General features: G+C 70.1%; 19 protein-coding genes and 1 tRNA gene. 8 read left to right on the plus strand and 12 right to left on the minus strand.

Annotation, left to right across the window (positions count from 1 at the left end):
- Both ruvB and ruvA read right to left on the minus strand, forming a co-directional pair.
- Nucleotides 1-1,071, minus strand: coding sequence for a Holliday junction branch migration DNA helicase RuvB (gene ruvB, locus Taqua_RS10245; protein WP_144326567.1), 1,071 nt, complete (start codon nucleotides 1,069-1,071; stop codon nucleotides 1-3).
- Between the two features lie 6 nt (nucleotides 1,072-1,077).
- Nucleotides 1,078-1,662 carry a Holliday junction branch migration protein RuvA gene (gene ruvA / locus Taqua_RS10250; protein ID WP_144326568.1) on the minus strand — a complete coding sequence of 195 codons (585 nt, stop codon included), beginning with the start codon at nucleotides 1,660-1,662 and terminating at the stop codon, nucleotides 1,078-1,080.
- A gap of 48 nt (nucleotides 1,663-1,710) precedes the next feature.
- Here ruvA and Taqua_RS10255 point away from each other — a divergent pair, with 48 nt between their 5' ends.
- Both Taqua_RS10255 and ybeY read left to right on the plus strand, forming a co-directional pair.
- Nucleotides 1,711-2,655, plus strand: a complete 945-nt coding sequence (locus tag Taqua_RS10255) for a PhoH family protein (protein WP_144326569.1) — start codon at nucleotides 1,711-1,713, stop codon at nucleotides 2,653-2,655.
- Nucleotides 2,656-2,665: 10 nt separating this feature from the next.
- The gene (gene ybeY, locus Taqua_RS10260; protein ID WP_144326570.1) at nucleotides 2,666-3,139 is read left to right on the plus strand and encodes an rRNA maturation RNase YbeY; all 474 of its coding nucleotides are present in this window, start codon (nucleotides 2,666-2,668) and stop codon (nucleotides 3,137-3,139) included.
- 270 nt (nucleotides 3,140-3,409) lie between these two features.
- Here the strand turns inward: ybeY and Taqua_RS10265 are convergent, their stop codons facing one another.
- Together Taqua_RS10265 and tyrS are read right to left on the minus strand one after the other, a co-directional pair.
- Nucleotides 3,410-4,342 (minus strand): cation diffusion facilitator family transporter, encoded by a 933-nt coding sequence (locus Taqua_RS10265; RefSeq protein WP_144326571.1) that lies wholly within the window; start codon nucleotides 4,340-4,342, stop codon nucleotides 3,410-3,412.
- A gap of 10 nt (nucleotides 4,343-4,352) precedes the next feature.
- Complete coding sequence (gene tyrS, locus Taqua_RS10270) at nucleotides 4,353-5,612, minus strand: tyrosine--tRNA ligase (protein WP_144326572.1); 1,260 nt, start codon at nucleotides 5,610-5,612, stop codon at nucleotides 4,353-4,355.
- A gap of 228 nt (nucleotides 5,613-5,840) precedes the next feature.
- On the opposite strand from tyrS, the gene Taqua_RS10275 reads away from it, so the two are divergent.
- The gene (locus Taqua_RS10275) at nucleotides 5,841-7,175 is read left to right on the plus strand and encodes a M23 family metallopeptidase (protein WP_144326573.1); all 1,335 of its coding nucleotides are present in this window, start codon (nucleotides 5,841-5,843) and stop codon (nucleotides 7,173-7,175) included.
- Nucleotides 7,172-8,335 carry an anhydro-N-acetylmuramic acid kinase gene (locus tag Taqua_RS10280; protein WP_144326574.1) on the plus strand — a complete coding sequence of 388 codons (1,164 nt, stop codon included), beginning with the start codon at nucleotides 7,172-7,174 and terminating at the stop codon, nucleotides 8,333-8,335. Before Taqua_RS10275 ends, Taqua_RS10280 begins: the two co-directional genes overlap by 4 nt.
- A gap of 6 nt (nucleotides 8,336-8,341) precedes the next feature.
- On the opposite strand, the gene erpA is transcribed toward Taqua_RS10280, so the two are convergent.
- The 3 genes from erpA to rplM all read right to left on the minus strand — a co-directional run bounded on the left by erpA (nucleotide 8,342) and on the right by rplM (nucleotide 9,800).
- Nucleotides 8,342-8,722: an iron-sulfur cluster insertion protein ErpA gene (gene erpA, locus Taqua_RS10285; protein ID WP_144326575.1), complete on the minus strand. Its 381-nt coding sequence runs from the start codon at nucleotides 8,720-8,722 to the stop codon at nucleotides 8,342-8,344.
- Nucleotides 8,723-8,963: 241 nt separating this feature from the next.
- On the minus strand, nucleotides 8,964-9,356 hold the full coding sequence (gene rpsI / locus Taqua_RS10290; protein WP_132962778.1) for a 30S ribosomal protein S9: 393 nt from the start codon (nucleotides 9,354-9,356) through the stop codon (nucleotides 8,964-8,966).
- A 12-nt stretch (nucleotides 9,357-9,368) separates the two neighbouring features.
- Nucleotides 9,369-9,800, minus strand: a complete 432-nt coding sequence (rplM, locus tag Taqua_RS10295) for a 50S ribosomal protein L13 (protein ID WP_132962777.1) — start codon at nucleotides 9,798-9,800, stop codon at nucleotides 9,369-9,371.
- Between the two features lie 192 nt (nucleotides 9,801-9,992).
- Here rplM and Taqua_RS10300 point away from each other — a divergent pair, with 192 nt between their 5' ends.
- A complete protein-coding gene (locus Taqua_RS10300; protein WP_144326576.1) occupies nucleotides 9,993-10,916 on the plus strand; it encodes a 23S rRNA (adenine(2030)-N(6))-methyltransferase RlmJ in 924 nt (307 codons plus the stop codon).
- A 77-nt stretch (nucleotides 10,917-10,993) separates the two neighbouring features.
- Here the strand turns inward: Taqua_RS10300 and Taqua_RS10305 are convergent, their stop codons facing one another.
- The 4 genes from Taqua_RS10305 to ahcY form a co-directional block, all read right to left on the minus strand.
- Nucleotides 10,994-12,265, minus strand: coding sequence for an O-acetylhomoserine aminocarboxypropyltransferase/cysteine synthase family protein (locus Taqua_RS10305; protein ID WP_144326577.1), 1,272 nt, complete (start codon nucleotides 12,263-12,265; stop codon nucleotides 10,994-10,996).
- 124 nt (nucleotides 12,266-12,389) lie between these two features.
- Nucleotides 12,390-13,226 (minus strand): methylenetetrahydrofolate reductase [NAD(P)H], encoded by an 837-nt coding sequence (gene metF, locus Taqua_RS10310; protein WP_144326578.1) that lies wholly within the window; start codon nucleotides 13,224-13,226, stop codon nucleotides 12,390-12,392.
- Nucleotides 13,211-13,978 carry a TlyA family RNA methyltransferase gene (locus Taqua_RS10315; protein WP_144326579.1) on the minus strand — a complete coding sequence of 256 codons (768 nt, stop codon included), beginning with the start codon at nucleotides 13,976-13,978 and terminating at the stop codon, nucleotides 13,211-13,213. The genes metF and Taqua_RS10315 overlap by 16 nt, the downstream gene beginning before the upstream one ends.
- 17 nt (nucleotides 13,979-13,995) lie before the next feature.
- Nucleotides 13,996-15,432 (minus strand): adenosylhomocysteinase, encoded by a 1,437-nt coding sequence (gene ahcY, locus Taqua_RS10320; RefSeq protein WP_132962772.1) that lies wholly within the window; start codon nucleotides 15,430-15,432, stop codon nucleotides 13,996-13,998.
- Between the two features lie 355 nt (nucleotides 15,433-15,787).
- Between ahcY and Taqua_RS10325 the strand changes: the two genes are divergently transcribed.
- Together Taqua_RS10325 and Taqua_RS10330 are read left to right on the plus strand one after the other, a co-directional pair.
- A complete protein-coding gene (locus Taqua_RS10325) occupies nucleotides 15,788-16,735 on the plus strand; it encodes a polyprenyl synthetase family protein (RefSeq protein WP_144326583.1) in 948 nt (315 codons plus the stop codon).
- 28 nt (nucleotides 16,736-16,763) lie between these two features.
- A tRNA-Pro gene (locus Taqua_RS10330) sits at nucleotides 16,764-16,840 on the plus strand.
- Nucleotides 16,841-16,889: 49 nt separating this feature from the next.
- Here Taqua_RS10330 and Taqua_RS10335 read toward each other — a convergent pair.
- Nucleotides 16,890-18,101, minus strand: a complete 1,212-nt coding sequence (locus Taqua_RS10335; RefSeq protein ID WP_144326580.1) for an HD-GYP domain-containing protein — start codon at nucleotides 18,099-18,101, stop codon at nucleotides 16,890-16,892.
- A 127-nt stretch (nucleotides 18,102-18,228) separates the two neighbouring features.
- Here Taqua_RS10335 and Taqua_RS10340 point away from each other — a divergent pair, with 127 nt between their 5' ends.
- The gene (locus Taqua_RS10340) at nucleotides 18,229-18,960 is read left to right on the plus strand and encodes a putative cyclic di-GMP phosphodiesterase (protein ID WP_144326581.1); all 732 of its coding nucleotides are present in this window, start codon (nucleotides 18,229-18,231) and stop codon (nucleotides 18,958-18,960) included.
- The last annotated feature ends 124 nt before the right edge of the window (nucleotides 18,961-19,084 follow it).

Raw genomic sequence — 19,084 nt, forward strand, 5'->3', positions numbered from 1 at the left:
TCAGGCGCTGCCGGCGTCGTCGAACAGGCTGCCCGCCTGCGCCGGTGGCGCCACCCCCAGGTGGCGGTACGCCGCCAGCGTCGCGCAGCGCCCGCGCGGCGTGCGCTGCAGGTAGCCCTGCTGGATCAGGTAAGGCTCGATCACGTCTTCGATCGTGCCGGGCTCCTCGCCGATGCTGGCGGCGATGTTGTCCAGCCCCACCGGGCCGCCGTCGAACTTGTGGATGACGGCCTCCAGCAGACGGCGGTCCATCAGGTCCAGCCCGATCGGATCGACGTCCAGCATCGCCAGCGCACGCTGCGCGATCTCACGCGTGATGCGGCCCTGGCCCTTGACTTCGGCGTAGTCGCGCACGCGGCGCAGCAGCCGGTTGGCGATGCGCGGCGTACCGCGCGAGCGCCGCGCGATCTCCAGCGCCCCGTCGGGCTCGATCGGCGCGCCCAGCAGCCCGGCCGAACGCGTGACGATGCGCGCCAGCTCCTCGGCGGTGTAAAACTCCAGCCGCGCCACGATGCCGAAGCGATCGCGCAGCGGGTTGGTCAGCATGCCCGCGCGCGTGGTCGCCCCCACCAGCGTGAACGGCTGCAAATCCAGCTTGATCGAGCGCGCCGCCGGCCCCTCGCCGATCATGATGTCGATCTGGTAGTCCTCCAGCGCCGGGTACAGGATCTCCTCCACCACCGGCGAGAGGCGATGGATCTCGTCGATGAACAGCACGTCGTTGGGCTCGAGGTTGGTCAGCAGCGCGGCCAGGTCCTTGGGCTTTTCCAGCACCGGGCCGCTGGTGACGCGCAGGTTGACGCCCAGCTCGTGCGCAATGATGTGCGACAGCGTCGTCTTGCCCAAGCCCGGTGGCCCAAACAGCAGCACGTGGTCCAGCGCCTCGCCGCGCTTTTTGGCCGCGCCGATGAAGATCTCCAGCTGCTCGCGCACCTTGGCCTGGCCAACGTACTCGTCCAGCCCCTTGGGGCGTAGCGCACGCTCCAGCGCCTCCTCGCGCGCCGACTCCGGCGCCGCCGCCACCAAGCGCTGGCGCGGCGCCACACCAAAGTCATCGGTTTCGATGGCCATGCCGCCTTACCCCTTGGACAGCGCCTTGAGCGCCAGCTTGATGCCCTCGCTGACCCCGACGTCCGCCGGCAGGGCCTTGAGTGCCGCCGCCGCTTCACGCTCGCTGTAGCCCAACGCCAGCAGCGCTTGCTGGATGTCAGCGTGCGCGTCGCTGACCACCGCCGCCGCGCCACCCGCATCGGCAAGGTCCGGCGCAAGCTTACCGCGCAGTTCCAGCAGCAACCGCTCGGCGGTTTTTTTGCCTATACCCGGGATGCGCGTCAGTCGCGCCGCCTGCTGCTGGGCCACCGCCTGCGCCAGCTCCGCCACGCTCAGGCCCGACAGCAGCGCCAGCGCCGTGCGCGGCCCCACACCGCCGACCTTGATCAGCTCCCGAAACGCGGCGCGCTCCGGTGCGCTGGCAAAGCCGTACAGGATGTGCGCGTCTTCGCGCACCACCAAGTGCGTCAGCAGCACCACCGGCTGACCGGTGGCGGGCAGGTTGCAAAAGGTGCTCATCGGCACTTCGACCTCGTAGCCCACACCGTGGCAGTCCACCACGATCATCGGGGGCTGCTTGTGCAGCAGCGTGCCGCTGAGTTGGCCTATCATGGATGCTCTTTCACACGTGCTTTGCCAGTCCAACGGGGATTATCCGCTTTGATCCTGCGCCACGCCTTCTCCCCCACCGACAGCACCCGCCTGGCCCATTTGTGCGGTCCGCTGGACGCGCACCTGCGCACGATCGAAGCAGCGCTGCAGGTGCGCGTGCAGCACCGCAGCGGGCACTTTCGCGTCGAAGGCCGCAAGGCCGCCGCCACCCAGGCGTTGGAGGTGCTGCAAGCGCTGTACGAGCTGGCGCGTGACCCCATCGCCCCGGAAACCGTGCAGCTGATGCTGGTGGGCGACGGCCCCGACGCCGCGCCCGACCCCACGGTGCCGGTGCTGCACACCCGCCGTGGCGACGTGCGTGGCCGCACCGCCAACCAGCAGCGCTACCTGGCCGCCATCGCGGCGCATGACATCACCTTCGGCATCGGGCCGGCCGGCACCGGCAAAACCTACCTGGCCGTGGCCTGCGCGGTGGACGCGTTGCAGCGCAGCGCCGTGCAGCGGCTGGTGCTGACCCGCCCCGCGGTCGAGGCCGGGGAACGGCTGGGCTTTTTGCCGGGTGACTTGGCGGCCAAGGTGGACCCGTACCTGCGCCCGCTGTTCGATGCGCTGTACGACCTGATGGGTTTCGAGGCGGTGCAAAAGGCGTTGGAGCGCCAGCAGATCGAGATCGCGCCGCTGGCTTTCATGCGTGGTCGCACGCTCAACCACGCCTTCGTGATCCTGGACGAGGCGCAAAACACCACGCCGGAGCAGATGAAGATGTTTTTAACGCGCATCGGCTTTGGCTCCAAGGCCGTGGTCACCGGCGATGTCAGCCAGATCGACCTGCCGCGCTCGCAGCTGTCGGGCCTGATCGACGCCGAACGCGTGCTCAAGCGCGTGCCTGGCATTGCGTTTGCACGCCTGACCAGCGCCGACGTCGTGCGCCACCCGTTGGTGGCGCGCATCGTCGATGCCTACGAAGCCCGCCCTCCCGCCACCGCCCTGTGAAGACCGCCCCATGCCACGTGCCCTGCCACCGCTGACCCTGTCGCTGCAATTCGCCCGGTTTGAGGGGGTGGAGGTGCACCGCGCCGCGCTGCCCCGCCACCAGGTGGTGCGCTGGCTGCGCCACGCGCTGCAGGTGCCTGCCGAGCTGACCGTGCGCATCGTCGACGAGGACGAAGGCCGCTCGCTCAACCGCACCTGGCGCCACAAGGACTACGCCACCAACGTGCTGACGTTCGATTACGAGCGCGCGCCGGTGGTGCTGGCCGACCTGGTGCTGTGCGCCCCGGTGGTGGCGCGCGAAGCGGCGGCGCAGGGCAAAACGTTGGCGCAGCACTACGCCCACCTGCTGGTGCACGGTGCGCTGCACGCCCAGGGCTGGGACCACGAAACCAGCGAGGCCGACGCCGAAGCGATGGAAGCGCGCGAGATCGCCATCCTGGCCGGGCTGGGCTTGCCCAACCCGTACGGCCAGCGCAGCTGTTGAGCCGGTCTCTGGATACGCCGGGGCAAGCGGGGGCCGGGTGGCTCATGGCTCCCTCGCGGGCAGGCCGTAAAGCTCGCGGGCGGCCGCCCGCAAACTCGCTTCGCTCGGACATGCGGGCGGCTAGTCGCCCGCTTCGCTAACGGCCTGCGCCGCTCGTCCGCAAATCGCCGCCCGGCCCCCGCTTGCCCCGGTGTCGTCGGCCTCACCAACGCGTTGGAGGGCCGACGGGCCAAGCCGCGCCGGCTGCGGCCCAGCGCGGCGCGTGCCGCGTCAAAGCAGGTCGCGCGGGTCGTCGAAGTGCGCCTCGACGTCGCCCGGCAGCAGTTGGATCGTGGCGCGCAGCCCCGGCACCGCGCTCATCAGCGCCTGCTCGACGCTGGCGCGCAGCGCCGCCGCGCGGCGCAGGCTCCAGTCGGGCGGCAGGTGCATGTGCACGTCCACGTAGCAGCGCTGCCCGGCCTTGCGCGTGTGCAGGTGATCAAAACGCACGATGGTGCTGCCGCCACGGCGGTGCTCAAAGCCGCGCAGCACCTGCTCGATGGTGGCGCGCACCTCGGGTTCGACCGCCTGGTCCATCAGCCCCTGCCCGGCCCGCCACACCAGGCCCACGCCTTCGCGCACGATGTTGGCCGCCACCGCCAACGCCAGCACCGGGTCGAGCCACTCCCAGCCGGTCAGCGCCACCAGCGCCAGCCCACCGATGACGCCGGCCGAGGTCCACACGTCGGTGAACAGGTGGCGCGCGTCGCCCTCCAGCGCCTGCGAGCGGCGCACCCGCGCCGCGCGCAACATCACCGCGGCCAGCAGCCCGTTGAGCACGGAGCTGGCCACCGACAGCGCCAGCCCCCAGTCGAGCTGCTGCAGCGGCTGCGGGTGCAGCAACCGGTCCACCGCGGTCCAGCCGATGGCCAGCGCCGCCACGACGATCAAAATGCCCTCGAACCCGGCGGAAAAATACTCCGCCTTGTGGTGTCCGTACGGGTGGTCGTCGTCCGGCGGCGCGGCCGCCACCGTCACCATCCACAGGCCGAAGGTGGCGCCGGCCAGGTTGACCAGCGACTCCAGCGCGTCCGACAGCAGCCCCACCGAGCCGGTCAGCCACCACGCCCCGGTCTTGAGCGCGATGGTGGCCAGCGCCGCCACGACCGACGCCGCCAGCAAACGCTGCGGGGTCAGGCGCTGCCACAGACCCGTTGCTGCCATCGTGCCCCCTTCAGGCCAACGTGACGCGGGCGAACTTGCGCTTGCCCACCTGCACCACGTAGGTACCGGCGACCAGCTTGAGCGCGCGGTCGGACACCACCGCACCGTCCACGCGCACGCCCCCGCCGTCGATAAGGCGGTTGGCCTCGCTGGTCGATGGGGCCAGCCCCGCCTGCTTCAGCAGCACCCCGATGCCCAGCGGCGCCCCCTGCAGCGACACCGAGGGGATGTCGTCGGGCACGCCACCGCGCGCGCGCAGGTGAAAGTCCTCCTCGGCGCGCGCCGCCGCCGCCGTGCCGTGAAAGCGCGCGGTGATCTCGCGCGCCAGTTCGAGCTTGGCCTCCTTAGGGTTGCGCCCTTGCGCCACCTGCTGCTTCAGCGCCTCGATCTCGGCCAGCGGCCGCAGCGACAGCAGCGTGTACCAGCGCCACATCAATTCGTCGCTGATCGACAGCACCTTGGCGAACATCGTGTTGGCGTCCTCGGTGATGCCGATGTAGTTGCCCTTGGACTTGGACATCTTTTCGACGCCGTCGAGCCCCTCCAGCAGGGGCATGGTCAGGATGCACTGCGGCTCCTGCCCGTACTCCTGCTGCAGGTGGCGGCCCATCAGCAAGTTGAACTTTTGGTCGGTGCCGCCCAGCTCCAGGTCGGCGCGCAGCGCCACCGAATCGTAGCCCTGCATCAGCGGGTACAAAAATTCGTGGATCGAAATGGGCACCCCGGCCTTGAAGCGCTTGGTGAAATCGTCGCGCTCCATCATGCGCGCCACCGTGTACTTGGCCGCCAACTGGATCATGCCGCGCGCGCCCAGCGCGTCGCTCCACTCGCTGTTGTAGCGGATTTCGGTGCGCGCCGGGTCCAACACCAGGCTGGCCTGCCGGTAGTACGTTTCGGCGTTGGCCTTGATCTGCTCGGGCGTCAGCGGCGGGCGCGTGCTGTTGCGTCCGGACGGGTCGCCGATCAGGCTGGTGAAGTCGCCGATCAAAAAAATCACCTGATGGCCAAGGTCTTGCAACTGGCGCATTTTGTTCAGCACCACCGTGTGGCCCAGGTGGATGTCGGGCGCGGTGGGATCCAGCCCCAGCTTGATGCGCAGCGGCTGCCCCGTGGCTTCGCTGTGGCGCAGCTTGCGCACCCAGTCGGCCACGGGCAACAGCTCTTCGCAGCCGCGCAGCGTCGTGGCCAGCGCGGCGTGCACAGCGTCGGAAGCGCCTTGCAGCGCCTCGGCAGCGGCCGCGTCGGCGGCCAACACTGTTGAAATATCCATGAGGGTTTACCCAGATGACGGCCGGCGGTCCCCGGCTATACTAGCGCGATCGGCCGGCGCCACGCCGCGCCGCGTGGCTGGCCCAACGGCGCCAGCTGCGTGCGCCCGATTGTAGTCGGCCACCTCCCCGTCCCCCCAAGCCGCCGTGGATGCGCGCTCCACCACGCACCCTAGGCCGCTGCGTGGGGGCTGTCACCGCACGCCCCCCGCGACGACGAGACGCTGTGCATGAAAGAAACAATCGAGTTGCTACGCCGCTGGCTGCAACGCCACCCCCGTGCCGGTGTGGCGGCGCTGGCGGTGCTGTTGATGGGCACCGGGGTCACCGCGTTTGGCACCGACTCGCTGGACACCGCGATCGAGCGGTTACCGCAGCAGCAAGTCACCGAGGCGCTGCCGCTGACCCCGGACGTTGCCGCGGCCGCCGAAGCGCCCGCGCCGTTTGTGCTGTACCGCACCGAGCTGACCCGACACGACGACACCCTGGCCACGCTGCTGCAACGCCTGGGCGTGCGCGACAGCGCCGCGGCCGAGTGGCTGCGCCGCGACGCGCGCATCGCGCAACTGTGGCGCGGCCAGGCGGGCAAGCGCGTCAGCGCCGAAGTCGACGACGACGGGCGGCTGCTGCGCCTGAGCGCGCGCTGGCTGCCCAAGACCGACGCCACGCGCTACGAACAGTTGGTCGTGCAGCGGGACGGTGCCGGGTTTGTCGTGCACCAAGATAGCCTGGCACCACAGGCCACCGTGCGGCTGGCCAGCGGCGTCATCCGCAGCTCGCTGTTTGCCGCCGCCGACGCGGCCGGTCTGCCCGACAGTGTCGCCAGCCAATTGGCTGATTTGCTGGGCGGCGAGATCGACTTTCGCCGTGACCTGCGCGCGGGCGACCGCTTCGAGGTGGTTTACGAGGCCCTGGAAGCCGACGGCGAGGTGCTGCGCTACGGCCGGCTGCTGGCAGCGCGCTTCGTCAACGCCGGGCGCGAACATGGCTTGGTGTGGTTCGAGCCGCCCTCGGGTGGGCGCGGGGCTTACTACAACTTCCGCGGCGAAAGCCTGGCACGCGCGTTTTTGCCCTCGCCGCTGGCGTTCACGCGTGTCAGCTCCGGCTATGGCATGCGCTTTCACCCGGTGTACGGTGACCGCCGCGCCCATATGGGCGTGGACTACGCCGCCCCCACCGGCACGCCGGTGCGCAGCGTGGCCGACGCGGTGGTGGCGTTCGCTGGCTGGCAGCGCGGCTACGGCAACGTCGTCATCCTGCAGCACAAAAACAACCGCAAGACGCTGTACGCACACCTGAGCCGCATCGACGTGCGTAAGGGTCAGCGCGTCGAGCAAGGGCAAACGGTCGGCGCCGTCGGTGCCACCGGCACCGCCACCGGCGCGCACCTGCACTTCGAGTACATGGTCGGCGGCCAGCACCGCGACCCACTGACCATCGCGCGCGACAACCCCAGCGGTGAGCCGCTCGAAGCGCGTCACCGCCCAGCGTTCCAGCAAACCGCCAGCGCGATGCAAAGCAAGCTCGACGCGGCGCGCTGGATCGTGCAAGCCAGCGCCGAATGAGTGCCGCGCCGCTGCGGTGCATCGGGTTGATGTCCGGCACCTCGCTGGACGGGGTGGACGGTGTCATCGTCGCGTGGGACGCCCAGGAGGGCGGCTCGGCAGGGCGCGTCGTCGCGCACGTGCATCAACCGATGCCCGAGGCGCTGCGCGCGGCGCTGCTGGCGCTGCAAACCCCGGGGCCCAACGAGCTGCACCGCGCGCAGCAAGCGGGCGTGGCGCTGGCCGAGGTGTACGCCGGGGTCGTGCATGCCCTGCTGGCCCGCAGCGCGCTGCCGGCGTCGGCCATCGCCGCCATCGGCGCACACGGCCAAACGGTACGCCACCTGCCGCCAGGTCACCCAGCGCTGGGCACCGACGAGGCCCCGTACACGCTGCAACTGCTGGCGCCGGCCTGGTTGGCCGAGCGCACCGGTATCGCGGTGGTGACCGATCTGCGCAGCCGCGACATCGCCGCGGGTGGCCAAGGCGCGCCGCTGGTGCCTGCGTTTCACCGCGCGGCCTTTGGCACGCCGGGGCAGGCGGTGGCGGTGGTCAACATCGGCGGCATCGCCAACGCCACGCTGCTGCGCGCCAACGGCACGGTAACCGGCTTCGACACCGGTCCCGGCAACGTGTTGCTGGATGGCTGGTGCCAACGCCACACGGGCCAACCCTACGACGCCGACGGTGCCTGGGGCCGCCAGGGCCACCCCGACGCGGCGCTGCTGCAAGCGCTGCTGGCCGACCCCTGGCTGGCACGCCGCGGCCCGCGCAGCACCGGGCGCGACCGCTACCACCTGGACTGGCTGGACACCGTGTTGCGCCAACACCCCGGCCTGCGCCCCGCGGATGTGCAGGCCACGCTGGCGGCGTTCACGGTGGGAACGGTGGTTCAGGCGCTGATGCACGCCGACTGGGGCCCCGACGGCCCCGGCAGCCTGCAGCGGGTGCTGGTGTGCGGCGGTGGTGCGCGCAACCGGCAGCTGATGAACGGCTTGTCCGAGCGGCTGTCGCCCGTGCCGGTGGAACCCACCGACCTGCACGGCTGGCCGGCCGAGCAGGTCGAAGCGGCGGCGTTCGCGTGGTTGGCGGCCCAGCACCTGCGCGGCGCCGCCGGCAATGTGCCCGAGGTCACGGGCGCCGCCGGCCCACGGGTGTTGGGCGCGCTGTACCCCGCCTGAGCTGGCTCAGCCGGCGCTGAAGCTGGAGCCGCAACCGCAGGTGGTCACCGCGTTGGGATTGCGGATGACGAACTGCGCGCCTTGCAGATCTTCCTTGTAGTCGATTTCGGCGCCCATCAGGTACTGCAGGCTCATCGCGTCGATCAACAGGGTGACGCCCCCACGCTGCATTTGCGTGTCGTCCTCGTTGACGGTTTCGTCGAACGTGAAGCCGTACTGGAACCCCGAGCAGCCACCGCCCTGCACGAACACGCGCAGCTTCAGGTCGGGGTTGCCCTCTTCGGCGATCAGCTCGGCCACCTTGGCCGCCGCCGCGTCGGTGAACACCAGCGGTGCGGGCATCTCTTGGGTGGTGTCGGGGGTGGCGGCATCGGCAACGGCGCTCATGGCAGTCCTCTCGAAAATGGGTTGGGTGCAAGCTTAGCGCATCCGGGCGCGCCAGGGGGCGCACCCGGGGCGCCAAACCCCTACTGCGCGCAGTGGTTTGTGCCGCCGCTGGCGGCCCCAACCCGGCAACAAAAACGCCTGCCTCCCCGAGCGCGGGACCGGCAGGCGGTGGCGGGTCGCTGCGGCCCGGGCACGCGGCGGGGACTGCCCGCGCCACGCGCACCCAGGGCCTGGCGCCGGATCAGCGCTTGCTGAACTGCTTGGCGCGGCGGGCCTTGCGCAGACCCACTTTCTTGCGCTCGACTTCACGCGCGTCGCGCGTGACGTAGCCCGCGGCGCTCAGTTGCGGCTTGAGGCTGGGGTCGTAGTCGATCAGCGCACGCGTGATGCCGTGGCGCACCGCACCCGCTTGCCCCGACTCGCCGCCGCCGTGGACGTTGACCATGATGTCGAACGTCTCTTCATGACCCGTCAGCACCAGCGGCTGGCGCGCGATCATGATGGAGGTCTCGCGACCGAAATACTCGCGGATGTCACGACCGTTGATCGTGATCTTGCCCGAGCCCTTTTTGAGGAACACGCGGGCGACGCTGGTCTTGCGCCGGCCGGTGCCGTTGTTCCATTCACCGATCATGCTGCCGCTCCTTTAGATTTCCAGCACCTTGGGTTGCTGGGCACCATGCGGATGCTCCGGGCCGGCGTAGACCTTGAGCTTTTTGATCATGGCGTAGCCCAGCGGCCCCTTGGGCAGCATGCCCTTGACGGCCTTTTCCAGCGCGCGGCCCGGGTGCTTGGCCTGCATGTCGCGGAAATTGATCGAGCGAATGCCACCGGGGTAGCCGGTGTGGCGGTAGTAGATCTTGTCCTGGGCCTTGTTGCCCGTGACGCGGATCTTGTCGGCGTTGACGACGATGATGAAGTCGCCCGTGTCGACGTGAGGGGTGTAGATGGCCTTGTGCTTGCCGCGCAGTCGGCGTGCCACTTCGCTGGCGACACGTCCGAGCACCTTGTCGGTGGCGTCAATCACAAACCACTCATGCACCACCTCAGCGGGCTTGGCGCTGAAGGTCTTGGTCATGGTTTGGGTTCCTGTGGTTTGGCCGGCTCTTTTCCACGGTCGGAGCCGCTTCTGCTGGCGGCCTCTGAGGTGGTGTTGCTGCTTCGCCGCGGAGCCTGGCGTGGCGCTGCGAAACAGGGCATTATAGCCCATAGACGACAGCGCGCCAGCGCCACGCCGGCTGCGCGGACGCCTCGGCTACGATAGCGCACGATGTTCAGTTACCGACACGCCTTCCACGCGGGCAACCACGCCGATGTGCTCAAGCACCTGGCGCTGCTGGCCGCCCTGCAGCACCTGCAGCACAAGGACACCGGCCTGTGGCTGGTGGACACGCACGCCGGCGCCGGCCAGTACCGGCTCGACCACGACGCCGCGCAAACCTCGGGCGAGGCCGCAGCCGGCATCGGCGCGCTGTGGCGCCACGCCCAGGGGCAGGCCGACACCCCACCACCGGTGCGCGCCTACCTGGAGGCCGTGGCCGCGTGCAACCCCGACGGCGCGCTGCGCCACTACCCCGGCTCGCCAGCGCTGCTGGCGCAACGGCTGCGGCCCCAAGACCGGCTGGCCCTGTTCGAGTGGCACCCCACCGACGGGCGGCTGCTGGACCGCCAGGTACGCGCCTGGAGCGAGCAATGGCCGCACGCCCGCATCACGCTGCGGCGCGACGATGGCCTGCGCGGCCTGCGCGCGCTGCTGCCACCGCCCACGCGCCGCGCGCTGGTGCTGATCGACCCCAGCTACGAGCTCAAGACCGACTACGCCGCCGTCGTGGCCACCGTAGGCGAGGCGTTGCACCGCTTCGCCCAAGGGTGCTACCTGGTGTGGTACCCGCTGATCGGGCGCGAGCAGGCGCACGCGCTGCCCAAGCGGCTGCGCGCACTGGCGCAGCACCATGGCCGCACCTGGTTGCAGGCCGAGCTCAACGTCGGCACGCGCCCCGACCCGCAGCGCAAGGCCGCCGCCGCACGCGGGCGCGTCACCACGGGGCTGCGCGCCAGTGGCATGCTGATCATCAACCCACCCTACACGCTGGCCGAGCGGTTACGCACCGCGCTGCCCTGGGTGCTGAACGCGCTGCGCCAAGGCCCTGGCGCCGCGTGGCGGGTGGACGGCGGCGAGCCCCCGCGCGCCTAAGACGCCTGGCCCCCTGCGTCCCCGCCCCGGCGGCTCAACCCGTGGGGGCTACGCCCGGCCCAAGCGGCTGCGTCCGCTCACGCGGCCGCCAGCGCCTGCTCCAAATCGGCTTTGAGGTCGTCGATGTGCTCGATGCCGACGCACAGGCGCACGGTGTCTTCGGTGACGCCGGCCTTGGCCAGCTCCTCGGCCGACAGTTGCCGGTGCGTGGTGCTGGCCGGGTGGGTGGCCAGCGAGCGCACGTCGCCGATGTTGACCAGCCGCGTAAACAGTTGCAACGCGTCCAAAAAGCGCTCGCCGGCCGCGCGCCCGCCTTCGATGCCAAAGGTCAGCAGCCCCGACGCGCGCCCGCCCAGGTAGCGCTGCGCCAGCGCGTGGTAGGGGTCGTCGGGCAGGCCGGCGTAGCGCACCCAGCGCACCTTGGGGTGCGCGCGCAAAAACCGCGCCACCGCCAGCGTGTTGTCGCAGATACGGTCCATGCGCAGCGGCAGCGTCTCGATGCCCTGCAGGATCAAAAAGGCATTGAACGGCGAGATCGCCGCGCCCATGTTGCGCAGCGGCACCACGCGCGCGCGACCGATGTAGGCCGCCGGCCCCAGCGCCTCGGTGTAGACCACGCCGTGGTAGCTGACGTCCGGCTCGTTGAGGCGCTTGAAGCGCGCTTTATGCTCGGCCCACGGGAACTTGCCCGAATCGACGATCGCACCGCCCACGCTGGTGCCGTGGCCGCCCAGGTATTTGGTGAGCGAATGCACGACGATGTCGGCGCCGTGCTCAAACGGGCGGCACAGGTAGGGGCTGGGCACGGTGTTGTCGACGATCAGCGGCACGCCGTGGCGGTGCGCGATGGCCGCCAGTGCCGCCAGGTCGGTGACGTTGCCACGCGGGTTGCCCATGGATTCGCAGTAAATGGCCTTGGTGCGCGCGTCGATCAGCGGCTCGAACGTGTCGGGGCGGTCGCTGTCGGCAAAGCGCACGTCGATGCCGTACTGCGGCAGCGTGTGCGCAAACAGGTTGTAGGTGCCGCCGTACAAGGCGCTGGCCGACACGATGTTGTCGCCCGCTTCGGCGATGGTCTGGATGGCGTAGGTGATGGCCGCCTGCCCCGAGGCCAGCGCGAGCGCGCCGACGCCACCTTCCAGCGCCGCCAGGCGCGCCTCCAGCACCGCCTGCGTCGGGTTCATGATGCGGGTGTAGATGTTGCCCGGCACCTTGAGGTCGAACAGGTCGGCGCCGTGCTGCGCGCTGTCGAAGGCGTAGGCCACCGTTTGGTAGATCGGCGGCACGACGGCCTTGGTGGTCGGGTCGGGTTGGTAGCCGGCGTGCACGGCCTGGGTTTCGAATCGCATGGAAGGTTCTCCTCGGCAAACCACGGGGATCAGGGATGGCCTCGGCAACGATAGCGCAGCGTGGCCGACGTTGTCCACGAATTTCGGCTCATGTCCTTATACGCCCAAGCGTATAAACACCCACTCACGCTGGCGCCAGGCCCAAGCGGTCCAGGATCGCCAGCGTCGGCTCAGCCTGGTTCATCGTGTAAAAGTGCAGCGCCGGCGCGCCGGCGCGCAGCAACCGGTCGCACAGCGCGCTGACCACGTCCAGGCCAAACGCGCGGATCGAGGCCGTGTCGTCGCCGTAGCCCTGTAGCCGCAGCCGGATCCAGCGCGGGATTTCGGCGCCGCAGGCATCGGAAAACCGCATCAACTGCGTGGCGTTGGTGATGGGCATGATGCCCGGCACGATCGGCACCGTCACACCGGCGGCGCGCGCTTCGTCGACGAAGCGCAGGTAGGCGTCGGCGTTGAAAAAATACTGCGTGATGGCGCCGTCGGCCCCAGCGGCGACCTTGGCCGCAAACGCCTGCAGGTCGGCTTGCGGGGAGCGCGCCTGCGGGTGCATTTCGGGGTAGGCGGCCACCTCGATGTGGAAGGCAGCACCGAACTCGGCGCGGATGAACGCCACCAGGTCGCGCGCGTAGGTGAATTCCCCCCCCAGGCCGTAGCCGCTGGGCAGGTCGCCGCGCAGCGCCACCAGGCGGCGCACGCCCAGGCGCTGCAGCTCGGCCAGTTGCGCGCGCACGCGCTGGCGCGTCGCGCCAATGCACGAAAAGTGCGCCGCGGCGTCCACGCCTTCGGCCAGGATCTCGGCCACCGTGGTGAACGTCCCCTCCTGCGTCGAGCCGCCGGCGCCGTAGGTGACCGAGCAAAACTGCGGCCGCGCCGCGTACAGCCGCTGCCGCGCGGCGCGCAACTTGGCCGCCCCCTCGGGCGTCTTGGGCGGGAAAAACTCAAAACTCAACGGGCAAGCCATGCCAAAAACTCCCGGTTGCCATCGCCACCGGCGATGGGGCTGTCAAAGTAGTCGCGCAGCCGCAAGCCCAGCACCGCGGCGGCCGCTTCAATGCGCTGGCGCACCCGCGCCCAGGCCGCCGGGTCGCGCACCACGCCGCCCTTGCCGATGTCGCCCGGCTGCAGCTCGAACTGCGGCTTGACCAGCATCAGCATCGAGCCGCCCGGTGCCAGCAGCGGCACCAGCGCCGGCCACACCAGCGTCTGCGAGATGAACGAGAGGTCCCCGACGATGAGATCAAACGGTGGCGCCGCCGCTGCGCCCGCGCGCGCGTGCAGCAGCGTGGGGGTGAGCTCGCGCGCGTTGCAACCCTCGATGGCGATGACGCGCGCGTCGGCGTGCAGCCGCGGGTGCAACTGGCCGTGACCGACCTCCACCCCGACCACGCACGCAGCGCCGGCCTGCAGCAGACAGTCGGTGAACCCGCCGGTGCTTTGGCCCACGTCCAGGCAGCGTCGGCCCGCCACCGCCACGCCGGTGCGCTGCAGCGCGGCGGCCAGCTTGAGCCCCGCACGCGACACGTAGCGCACCTCGGCGTCGTCGGCCACGCGCAGCTCGGCGTGCGCAGGCAGCGCCTCGCCGGCTTTGCGCACAGGCTGCCAGACCGCCGCGGCGTGGGGCCGCCACTGCACCGCGCCGGCGTCGATGAGCCGCTGCGCCGCCGAGCGCGACGCCACCAGGCCGCGCTGCACGAGCTGCTGGTCTGCCCGCATCGCGCCCGCGCCGGCCCTCAGTAGCGGTAGGTGTCGGGCTTGTACGGCCCCTCTTTGGGCACGCCGATGTAAGCGGCCTGCTCGTCGGTCAGCTCGGTCAGCATGGCACCGAGTTTTTTCAGCTGCAGCCGCGCCACTTTTTCGTCCAGGTGCTTGGGCAGCACATAGACCTTGCCCTTTTCGTAGTAGTCGCGGTGGGTGAACAGCTCGATTTGCGCGATGGTCTGGTTGGCAAACGAGCTGCTCATCACGTAGCTCGGGTGGCCGGTGGCACACCCCAGGTTGACCAGCCGCCCCTTGGCCAGCAGGATGATGCGTTTGCCGTCGGGGAAGATCACGTGGTCCACCTGCGGTTTGATCTCCTCCCACGTGCACTTGGCCTCCAGCGCCGCGACGTCGATCTCGTTGTCGAAGTGGCCGATGTTGCACACGATGGCCTGGTCTTTCATGCGGGCCATGTGTTCGTAGGTGATGACGTGCTTGTTGCCCGTGGCGGTGACAAAGATGTCGGCCTTGTCGGCGGCGTAGTCCATCGTGACGACCTTGTAGCCTTCCATCGCCGCCTGCAGCGCGCAGATGGGGTCGATCTCGGTCACCCACACCTGGGCCGACAGCGCCCGCAGCGCCTGCGCGCTGCCCTTGCCGACATCCCCGTAGCCGCACACGACGGCGATCTTGCCGGCGACCATCACGTCGGTGGCGCGCTTGATGCCGTCCACCAGCGACTCACGGCAGCCGTACAGGTTGTCGAACTTGCTCTTGGTGACGCTGTCGTTGACGTTGATGGCGCGAAACATCAGCTCGCCGCGCGCGGCCATCTGCTGCAGCCGCTTGACGCCGGTGGTGGTTTCCTCGGTCACGCCGATGATGCGCGCGGCCTTGCGGCTGTACCAGGTCGGATCCTGCGCCAGGCGCTGGCGGATGGCCGCAAACAGCACGCGCTCTTCTTCGCTGGTGGGGTGGTCCAACACCGACGCATCGCGCTCGGCCCGGCAACCCAGGTGCATCAGCAGCGTGGCGTCACCGCCGTCGTCCAGGATCATGTTGGGGCCTTCGTCGGGCGCGCCGGCAGGGCCAAACTCAAAAATGCGGTGCGTGTAGTCCCAGTACTGCTGCAGCGTTTCGCCCTTGAAGGCAAACACCGGCGTGCCGGCGGCGGCGATGGCCGCGGCGGCGTGGTCCTGGGTGGAAAAGATGTTGCACGAGGCCCAGCGCACCTGCGCGCCCAGCGCCTGCAGCGTCTCGATCAACACCGCGGTCTGGATCGTCATGTGCAGGCTGCCGGCGATGCGCGCGCCCTTGAGCGGCTGGCTGGCGGCATACTCCTCGCGGATCGCCATCAGCCCCGGCATTTCGGTTTCGGCGATGCGGATTTCCTTGCGGCCCCAGTCGGCCAGGCCGAGGTCGGCCACCACGCAGTCGGTGGGCAGCGGGGTGTTCAGCGGTGCGTTCATGCGGCGACTCCTTCGCGTCGAGGGCCACCGGTGCGTGGGCGCGGGGATCAAGCTCACACCACGCGCCGGTGGGGTGAGCGTCGTTGGCAACAAAACCGCCGCCCCGGCGGGTGGGCGCGGTCGGTCGTCCGTCGAGCCTCGCGCCGCCGGCTTGGCGGAACCGGCCACGGCGGCGCTGCAACGCTCCTCGCGGAACGACGTGCATTATATTAGGGCGGGCCGGGCGCGCACGCTTTCTATAATCGGGCATGCGCCATCCGGCGCTGTCACGCCCCCTTTGGACCCACGCACCATCTTGGACACCGTCGCCCCCGCCCCCACCGCCACACCGGCGTTGCAGCTGGTGGCCGCCGACATGCAGGCGGTGGACACCGTCATTCAGCAACGGCTGGGCAGCGACGTACCACTGGTAGGGCAAGTGGCGCACTACATCATCGGGGCAGGCGGCAAGCGGGTGCGCCCCGCGTTGTTGCTGCTGATGTGCGCGGCGCTGGGCTGCGCCGACCCGCGGCGCCACACGCTGGCGGCGGTGGTGGAGTTCATCCATACCGCCACGCTGCTGCACGACGACGTGGTGGACGAATCGACGCTGCGGCGCGGCCGCGATACCGCCAACCAGGTGTTCGGCAACGCCGCCAGCGTGCTGGTGGGCGACTTTCTGTACTCGCGCGCGTTCCAGATGATGGTGGACTGCGGCGACATGCGCATCATGCGCGTGCTGGCCGACGCCACCAACGTCATCGCCGAAGGCGAGGTGCTGCAGTTGATGAACATGCACGACGCGCACCTGGACGAGGCCGCGTACCTGCGCGTCATCCGGGCCAAAACGGCCAAGCTGTTCGAGGCCAGCACCCGCATCGCAGCCCTGTTGGCCAACGTCGACGCCGCCACCGAGGCCGCCTGCGCCGAGTACGGCCAAGCGCTGGGGGCGGCGTTTCAAATCGTCGACGACGTGCTGGACTACGAGGGCGACGCCGCCGAGCTGGGCAAAAACCTGGGCGACGATCTGCGCGAGGGCAAGGTGACGCTGCCGATCATCTGCACGCTGCGGCGCTGCAGCGCCGACGAGACCACGCTGATTCGGCAGGCCATCGAAACCGGTGGCAGCCAGCAGCTGAGCGAGATTTTGCGCATCGTGCGCGCCAGCGGCGGGCTCGACGAAGCGCGCGCCTGGGCCGCGCGCGAGGCCGAGCGCGCCATCGCCGCCGCCCATGCCTTGCCCGCCGGCGGCGCGCCCGAGCGCGAGCGGCACCAAAAAGCTCTGGTACAATTAGCGGCTCAGCTGCTGATGCGCCGCGCATAATGCGCATCGCACCGCCAGCGGTCGGCCTCGGGGTGTAGCTTAGCCTGGTAGAGCGCTACGTTCGGGACGTAGAGGCCGGAGGTTCGAATCCTCTCACCCCGACCATCCATCGTTGCCCAAGCCCCCTCGCACGGGGCTTTTTTGTTGGGCTGCCTCACAGGCGTGCGAGCAAGCGGTCGGGGTTGACGTGCACCTTCACTTGCTGCGGCGCAACGCTGCCACGCACCGCCCAAGCGGGCTGTTCGGTGTCGCGCAGCGGCGGCTCGCCACGCGGCAGGCCATCGCGGCCCACCAGCGCGAACACCAGGGGGGCGTTGGCACGGCGCCCCCGGCGGGCCACCACCCCAAGCTCGCCGCTGGCCAGCTCGACATAACTGCCCGGCACGTACAAGCCCACCGTTTTGACCAACGCCGTGCCCAACGGCGTGGGCACGCCGCTGGCGTCCAGCGCCACGTCGCGGGCCGCGCGCGGCGGCGGCAAGCCGGGGCGATGCAGGCGTGGGCTCAGTCGCGCCGCGTAGACATCCACCAGGCGCAGCAGCTGCGCCGGCTCGGCGACCTCGGTCACGCCATGCGGGTAGCCGCCGCCGCCGCTGACCTCGTGATGGTCACGCACCAGGGCCAGCCACAGCGCGTCGCTGACGCCCAGGCGTCGCAGCAGCCCCTCCCCACGCTCGGGGTGGGCCAGCACCGCGTGGCGCTGGTCGGGGTTGAGCGGGGCCTCCTGCCGAGCCAGGTCGTCGTGCAGGCGCGCCATGCCGACGTTCATCGACAACGCCGCGCGGCGCAGGCTTTCCAGCGTCGCGTCGGGCCAGCGCAGCGTGCGTGCGGTCAACTCGGCCACCACGGCGCAGGTCAGCGCATGGCTGGCGCTGTAGCCCAGCTCGGGGTTCAGCAGCATCTGCACCAACACGAACAGCACGTCGTCAGCGCCGTGCTGGCGCAGCAGCGCCTGCAGGCGCTGGTCCACACGCACGAAGCGCCCGCCCCAATCCTGCAACCGATCCCCCTGATGCAGCAGCAGCGTCAGCGCCGCGTGCAGGTCGGCCAGCGCCTCGGTCAGGGGGCGCTGGTCCTCGTCGATCGCGGCCGGGGGGTCGAACGCCATCGGCCGCGCCACGCCGGCGATGGTTTGCAGCGGCTGGTTGCTGCGCAGCGCGCGGTCCAGCGCCGCCGTGTAGTGAAAGCGCCAAACCTCGTGGTCTTCGCGCCGGATCATAGGCGCGTGCATGCGCAGCCACTCGCGGTGGTGTTCGTCGCGGATCACCGCCCCCTTGCGCAGCAGCAGCTGGCCGCGCGCGTCCCACACGGGGACGGGCAGCGGCTCACCCAGGGTGATCTCGTCGATCGGCAGTGGCACGTACATGATGGCAAGCGTTCCCAGGCGCGACTGTAGCGCAGCGCCGCACGGCGCAAAGCGCGCATCATCGTCGCAAAACCGCGATTCATGGCGATAATGCCCCCACCATGCCGTTCGATGGAAACTTCGTCCGATGACCGACCCCGCGCTGCCCGTGATCGCCGTCGACGAGCTGCGCGTCGGCCACTATGTGCTGCTCGACCTCGGGTGGATGGACCACCCGTTCGCGCGCAACAACTTCCGCATCGAATCGACGCGCCAGATCGAAACCATCCGTGCCCTGGGCCTGACGCGGGTGCGCATCGACCCGGCCCGCAGCGACCCCGAAAGCGACCCCGAACCGCCGTCCGCCCAGCCCGGCGCGGACACGCCGGACGCCGCCACCGCGGGGCGCGGCGCCGACCCGCGCCGCGCGGCCCTGGCTGCGCAGCGGCGCGCGCTGCAGCAGTGCGAACGCCGCTACCACGACGGGGCGCGCCGCTACAAAGCCTTGGTGGAGGACGTGGAGCGCGCGCCCGAGGCCGCCGGCGCCCAGGCCCGCGCCCTGGTGGGCGAACTGGTCGGCGACATCGGCGGCCACGCCGAATCGGCGATCCGGCTGCTGGGCGACATCCAGGGTGACCGTGGCGCCCAGCACGCGATGAACGTGACGGTGTTGGCGCTGCTGCTGGGGCGCGCGCTGGGCTTCGAGGCGCCGGCGCTGCAGGCGTTGGGGCAGGCGGCGCTGCTGCACGACATCGGCAAGCTGCGGCTGCCGGAGGTCGTGCGGCACAAGGACGACGCGTTCACGCCGGCGCAGCTCAAGGCCTACCAATCCCACCCGGACGAAGGGGCCGCGCTGGTGCGCGCCATGGGGCTGGACTAGGGCCTGTTAACACTACGTGCTAACATACTGCGCATGGAACTTACGCCTGCGCAATTCGCGCGTATCGAGGATTGCCTGCCGCGGCAGCGGGGCAATGTGTCGCTGGACAACCTTCAAGTGCTCA

This window comes from Tepidimonas aquatica (assembly GCF_007556585.1).
Taxonomy (GTDB): Bacteria; Pseudomonadota; Gammaproteobacteria; order Burkholderiales; family Burkholderiaceae_C; genus Tepidimonas; species Tepidimonas aquatica.